Source organism: Propionibacterium sp. (genome assembly GCF_047719395.1).
In the GTDB taxonomy this organism is placed as follows: Bacteria; Actinomycetota; Actinomycetes; order Propionibacteriales; family Propionibacteriaceae; genus Propionibacterium.
In genome coordinates, this window is record NZ_JBDNTB010000092.1 from 1 (window position 1) to 5398 (window position 5398).

Genomic DNA, 5398 nt, shown 5'->3' on the forward strand with positions numbered 1-5398 from the left:
CGGCGCCGGCCCGCGCACCCCCCCCCCCCCCCCGCCGGGCACCGGGCAAACCCCCGGTCGCGCCCCTGCAGTGCCGCCAGCCGCGGCAGGCGGCATTCCGTCCCACCGCGACCGGTCGCAGCTCCATTCGACGGCGGCAGGCCGCTGGGAAGGCTACGCTCCACCCCGTGCTCCCCTTCAGCCCCAGCGCTCCCGGCATCGTCCTGACACCGCCGGATGCGCACGACATCGATACCGTCGCGCAAGCATGCAACGATGAGGAGATCGCACGCTGGACAGCACTCCCAGCGCCCTACACACGCCTGGACGCGGAAAACTTCTGCCAGATCATGGTCCCCCAAGGCTGGCAGAGCGGCACCATGCTCACCTGGGCCGTGCGTGGAACGACCGAGGGGCGACCGCTGGCAATGATTGCGCTCTCCCAGCAGAGCCCGGACAGCTGGGAGCTCGGCTTCTGGACATCACGGCAGGCCAGGCGCCGAGGCCTCATGACCGCCGCCACCAGGGCCGTTGCAGAGCAGGCATTCGATCCCCACGGACCGCTTGCGGCACGACGACTTGAGTGGCGCTGCACCTTCGACGGCCAGACCCCCAATTGGGCCAGCTGGCGAGTTGCCTGGAAACTGGGCTTCCACAAGCAGGGACGTCTGCGCGCAGCTGCTCTGCACCGTGGAACCCGGCAGGACGTCTGGGTGGCCGACCTGCTGCCCGATGACCTGCACCAGCCAGCATGTCCCTGGGACGGGCCCCTGGACCGCGAGGACCAGGCGGCTTTCGGGACCACCGCGATGCCCACGGACGCCGACAGCCGCCGGGAGGGTGACCTGCCGGAGGGCATGGTGCGCACCTTCCACCGGATCTACGGGCTGCCCCTCGTCGAGGACGCGCCGAGTCTGGATCGCCCACATCTGGACATGCGGATGAGCCTGATCGCCGAGGAATTCGGGGAGCTGGTCGGCGCTGTCTATGGCGCAACGTCGCGTGACCTCCTCGAGGAGGCCTTCAACGCTGCTCGCGACGCCACCGATGACTCCCACGACGTGGTCGGAGCGGCCGATGCTCTCGCCGACCTGGTCTATGTCATCTACGGCATGGCGCTGGAGACCGGGATCGATCTGCCCGCTGTGCTGGCCGAGGTGCAGAGATCCAACATGTCGAAGCTCGGCGCGGATGGCAAGCCCATCTACCGCGCAGACGGAAAGGTCCTCAAGGGACCGCACTATCGGGGACCCGATATCGCTGCCGTCCTGGCGCGAGGCGCCCACATCTGAGCATCATCTGGGCTCGAGCCGGGAGTCGGCCGCTGGCATGCCCAGGAGCATCTCCATCGTGCCAGCGAAGCTGCCCGGGACCGTTGTCCACAGCACAGCAATTTCCGGGGTCTGCTCGCCTAGACTCCCGCCATGTCTGGCCAGCAGTGGGCCTTCGACGCGTTGATCGCCGTCGCCCTGGTGCTGGGGCATGCCCGATTGCTGCGCTCCCACCAGCCAGAGCCCGAGCCCGGTGTTCCTGGCGCCGACACCAAACCCCGATACGCAGCCATGGCGACGTGGGGATTCACCGCCGTGTGCGCCGCAGTGGCAGCGATCTGCCAATTCGCCGGCGTGTTGGGGCGTCCCGCCCACCGCCCGCTGTGGATCGTGTGGGCAGCAATGATCGTGCTGATCGGTGTGGACGCCCGCTCCACCTGGCTGCCACGCCGGATGACCTGGATATGTCTGACGGAGCTCGGCTGTGCGATCGGCCTGGTGGCACTGCTGGATGGACGCGTCGAAGTGATCATCGGGGCGCTCGCCGGCGGCCTCGTCCTGGCCACGGTCTTCTGGTTGTTGTGGCGATTCGGCGCCGGCATCGGCTTCGGCGATGTGCGGCTCAGTCTCGGCATGGGGGGTCTCACCGGGGCGGTGTCCGCGGATTTCTGGTTCGCCGCACTGATGGCGGCGAGTCTTGTCGGAGCCTGTTGGGGCGTGGTGCACGCACGCCTGAAAGGGCGCAGCACAGCATTCGCCTACGGCCCCGCGCTGTGGTCGGGCCCTTGGGCGGCGCAGCTGTGGGCAGGTCTGGTGTGAGTTCCCCGCCGCTCAGGCGCCGCTGACCTCGTGCGTGACGGCGATCCAGTTGTCCAGGAAGTCCTGTGCCCGGCCATTGGCCACGATCGCGCGGGCCTCGTCGATACGGGACAGCACCTGCTGTTCAAGGGGCTCGTCCAGCTTCGGGCCATCGAAAGCCAACATTGCGGCGGCCGCGTTGAGCATCACGACATCGAACACCGGGCCCTGCTCATTGCGGAGCACCGAACGCACCACGGCGGCATTGTGCTGAGGATCGCCCCCGACAAGATCCTCCGGATGCGCCGCGGCCAGCCCGAGCGCCGTCGCATCGAGGGTGGTCTGCTTGATCTCACCCCCGGAGATCAGCCAGACATCGGTGAGATTGGTGGTGGTCAGCTCGTCCAAGCCGTCCTCGCCGTGGAAGACCAGGCCGCGGTTTCCGCGCGCGGCGAGTACACCGGCGATGAGCCCGGCCATCCGGCCGTCAGCCACGCCGATCGCCTGGGCCCTCGGATGCGCTGGATTGGTCAATGGCCCCAGGAAGTTGAACACGGTCTGGATACCCAGATCCTTGCGGGTGGGGCCCGCGAACCGCAGTGACGCGTGATAGAGCTTCGCGAACAGAAAGACCATCCCGGCGCGCTCCAGCACCTCGGGCTGCTTGTCCGGTGGCACCTCGAGCACTGCACCCAGGGCCTCCAAGCAGTCGGCAGTACCGCACATCGAACTGGCAGCCCGGTTTCCGTGCTTGATGACCGGACGTCCGGTCGATGCGGCCACGATCGCTGCCATCGTCGAAATATTCACGGTGTTGGCGCGATCACCGCCGGTGCCCACCACGTCCACGGCCTCGGGCGACAGCTCCACCGGGGTGGCCTTGGAGAGCATGACATCGGCGAGCGCACTGATCTCGGAGATCGTCTCGCCCTTGGCCCTCAATGCCACGACGAAACCGGCCATCTGCGCCGGGCTGGAACTGTCCGTGAGGATCTGGTCCATCGCCCATTCGGCCTGGGAAGGATCCAGATCCTGCCCTCCCAGCAGATCAGAGAGCAGTCCTGGCCAGGTCAGCTCGGACATCAATGAACCATCTCCTCTGGGACATCGTGGTCGTCGTCAGCACCGTGCCGACTCGACTGGCCCGGGGCCGGGAAGACCTCGGGCAACATCTGTGTGGATTCATGGCGCCGCACTCGTCGCACCACCTCGGCGACGGTGTCGGGAAGGCGCACCGGATCCACCGGGAAGGGCGAGATGGCCTCAGCGTTCGACCACGAGGCCAGCCACGCGTCCGCGACACGGGCCACCAGCAGCACGATGGCAGGCGGATTGGGAATCTCGTCCTTGATCTGGTGGGCGATGCCCATGCCCCCGGCCGGAACCGCCTCCGAGTCCAGCACCGCAAGGTCGAAGTGCTCATGGTCGACCGCTTTCACCAATGCCGCCTGGGTGGCGAACTCGGTGATCTCCAGCTCGGGCAGGTCTGCGGCGACCTTGTGCCCCAGGGCGAGACGCACCGCGTGACGCACCGTCCTGTCGTCGGAGTACACGATGACTTTCAGAACAGCGTCATCTGCTGCGGGACCGGAGCTGGCATCGTTGCTCATCGAACCGTCCTCGGCTAGGCGTGGAAGTATCTTTCTCGCGCGTCATGCTACCGCTACCCTGCCGGCAGGCGAGAGCTTCCGTCCCACGACCTGCCGGGGCGGCCCGTCCTGCACGATTTGCCGCCCCTGCACAATTGGGTCGTGCGTTTTCTCAACCAACCCCCGGCCCACGACCTCACCTACAATGACGTCTTCATGGCACCCAGCAGGTCGTCGGTGACCTCGCGTCTCGATGTCGATCTCACCAGCCAGGACGGCATCGACCTGCCGTTGCCGCTGGTGGTGGCCAACATGACGGCCATCTCCGGGCGGCGGATGGCCGAGACCGTGGCCCGCCGTGGAGGCATCGCGATCCTTCCCCAGGACATTCCGATAGACATCGTGGTGGAGGCGATCGCGAGGGTGAAGCGAGCGCCTGTGCGCTTCGAGACACCTGTGGTGGTGGATCCGACGATGCCGGTCGGCGACGCCATGAATCTGGTGCCGAAACGCGCCCATGGCCAGGCCATCGTGGTGGACGAACAGAACCATCCGATCGGACGGATCGGGGCGGCGCAGGCCGAGGGCGTGGATCGCTTCTTGCAGGTCAGGGATGTGATGAGCACCGACCTCACGACGGTGAGCAAGGATGCCGATCCCCAGCAGGTCTTCGAAACTCTGGACCGCACCCGGCACAAGATCGCGATCGCCATCGACGAGGAGGGCGCGCTTGTCGGAGTGATGACATCCAGGGGTGCGGTGCGCTGCGGCATCTACGCACCGGCCCTCGACGAACAGGGACACCTGCGGATCGGCACTGCCGTGGGTATCAGCGGGGACGCCGCGAACCGGGCTGAGGCCCTGCTCAAGACACACGCCGATGTGCTGGTGATGGACACCGCCCACGGCCACCAGAAGCGGATGATCGAGGCACTGGAGGCGGTGCGCCCGATCCGTGATCGACATGCCGACGAGACAGGGATCCGGGTGCCGATCGTGGCGGGCAATGTGGTGACCGCCCAGGGCACCCTGGATCTGGTCGAGGCCGGCGCCGATGTGGTCAAGGTGGGCGTCGGGCCGGGCGCCATGTGCACCACCCGCATGCAGACAGGCGTGGGACGTCCCCAGTTCTCCGCAGTGCTGGAGTGCGCCGAGGCCGCCGCCAGCGTGGAGGCAGCGGTGTGGGCGGATGGCGGTGTGCGTCACCCCCGCGACGTGGCCCTCGCGCTGGCGGCCGGCGGCGGCGCGGTGATGATCGGTTCCTGGTTCGCCGGCACCTACGAGTCCACCGGGGATCTGCTCAGCGCCCCCGACGGGCGGCAGTACAAGGAGAGTTTCGGGATGGCCTCGGCGCGCGCCGTGCGCAACAGGACGCGCGGCAACTCGGCCTTCGAGCGGGCCCGTGCCGCCCTGTTCGAGGAGGGCATCTCGTCCTCGAGGATGTACCTCGATCCGGCGCGCCCTGGGGTGGAGGACCTGCTGGACTACATCTCCAGTGGGGTGCGCTCGGCATTTACCTATGCAGGCTCGCGGACCCTCGCCGAGTTCCAGGAGAAGGCGGTTGTCGGCGTGCAGTCGCTGGCCGGTTTCGAGGAGGGACGCCCGATCCCGACGAGCTGGGCCTGACAGCTCCTGGCAGTTGGCGTCCCCGTGATGGACTGCACGTTGACCCCGTGTACCAGGCAGATGTGCAATGCCATCACGGGAACGGATGGGGGGGGGGGGGGGGGGGGGGGGGGGGGGGGGGGGGGGGGGGGGGGG

The 5398-nt window shown here is 67.7% G+C and carries 5 protein-coding genes; 3 read left to right on the top strand and 2 right to left on the bottom strand.

What is annotated here, in order from left to right:
• Positions 1-167 precede the first annotated feature (167 nt).
• Together ABF648_RS11730 and ABF648_RS11735 are read left to right on the top strand one after the other, a co-directional pair.
• The gene (locus ABF648_RS11730; protein ID WP_415632429.1) at positions 168-1271 is read left to right on the top strand and encodes a GNAT family N-acetyltransferase; all 1104 of its coding nucleotides are present in this window, start codon (positions 168-170) and stop codon (positions 1269-1271) included.
• A 132-nt stretch (positions 1272-1403) separates the two neighbouring features.
• Positions 1404-2069 (top strand): prepilin peptidase, encoded by a 666-nt coding sequence (locus ABF648_RS11735; protein WP_415632430.1) that lies wholly within the window; start codon positions 1404-1406, stop codon positions 2067-2069.
• Positions 2070-2081: 12 nt separating this feature from the next.
• On the opposite strand, the gene trpD is transcribed toward ABF648_RS11735, so the two are convergent.
• Positions 2082-3131: an anthranilate phosphoribosyltransferase gene (gene trpD, locus ABF648_RS11740; protein ID WP_415632431.1), complete on the bottom strand. Its 1050-nt coding sequence runs from the start codon at positions 3129-3131 to the stop codon at positions 2082-2084.
• The gene (locus tag ABF648_RS11745; protein ID WP_415632432.1) at positions 3131-3658 is read right to left on the bottom strand and encodes a response regulator; all 528 of its coding nucleotides are present in this window, start codon (positions 3656-3658) and stop codon (positions 3131-3133) included. Before ABF648_RS11745 ends, trpD begins: the two co-directional genes overlap by 1 nt.
• 141 nt (positions 3659-3799) lie before the next feature.
• On the opposite strand from ABF648_RS11745, the gene ABF648_RS11750 reads away from it, so the two are divergent.
• A complete protein-coding gene (locus tag ABF648_RS11750; protein ID WP_415632433.1) occupies positions 3800-5263 on the top strand; it encodes a GuaB1 family IMP dehydrogenase-related protein in 1464 nt (487 codons plus the stop codon).
• The last annotated feature ends 135 nt before the right edge of the window (positions 5264-5398 follow it).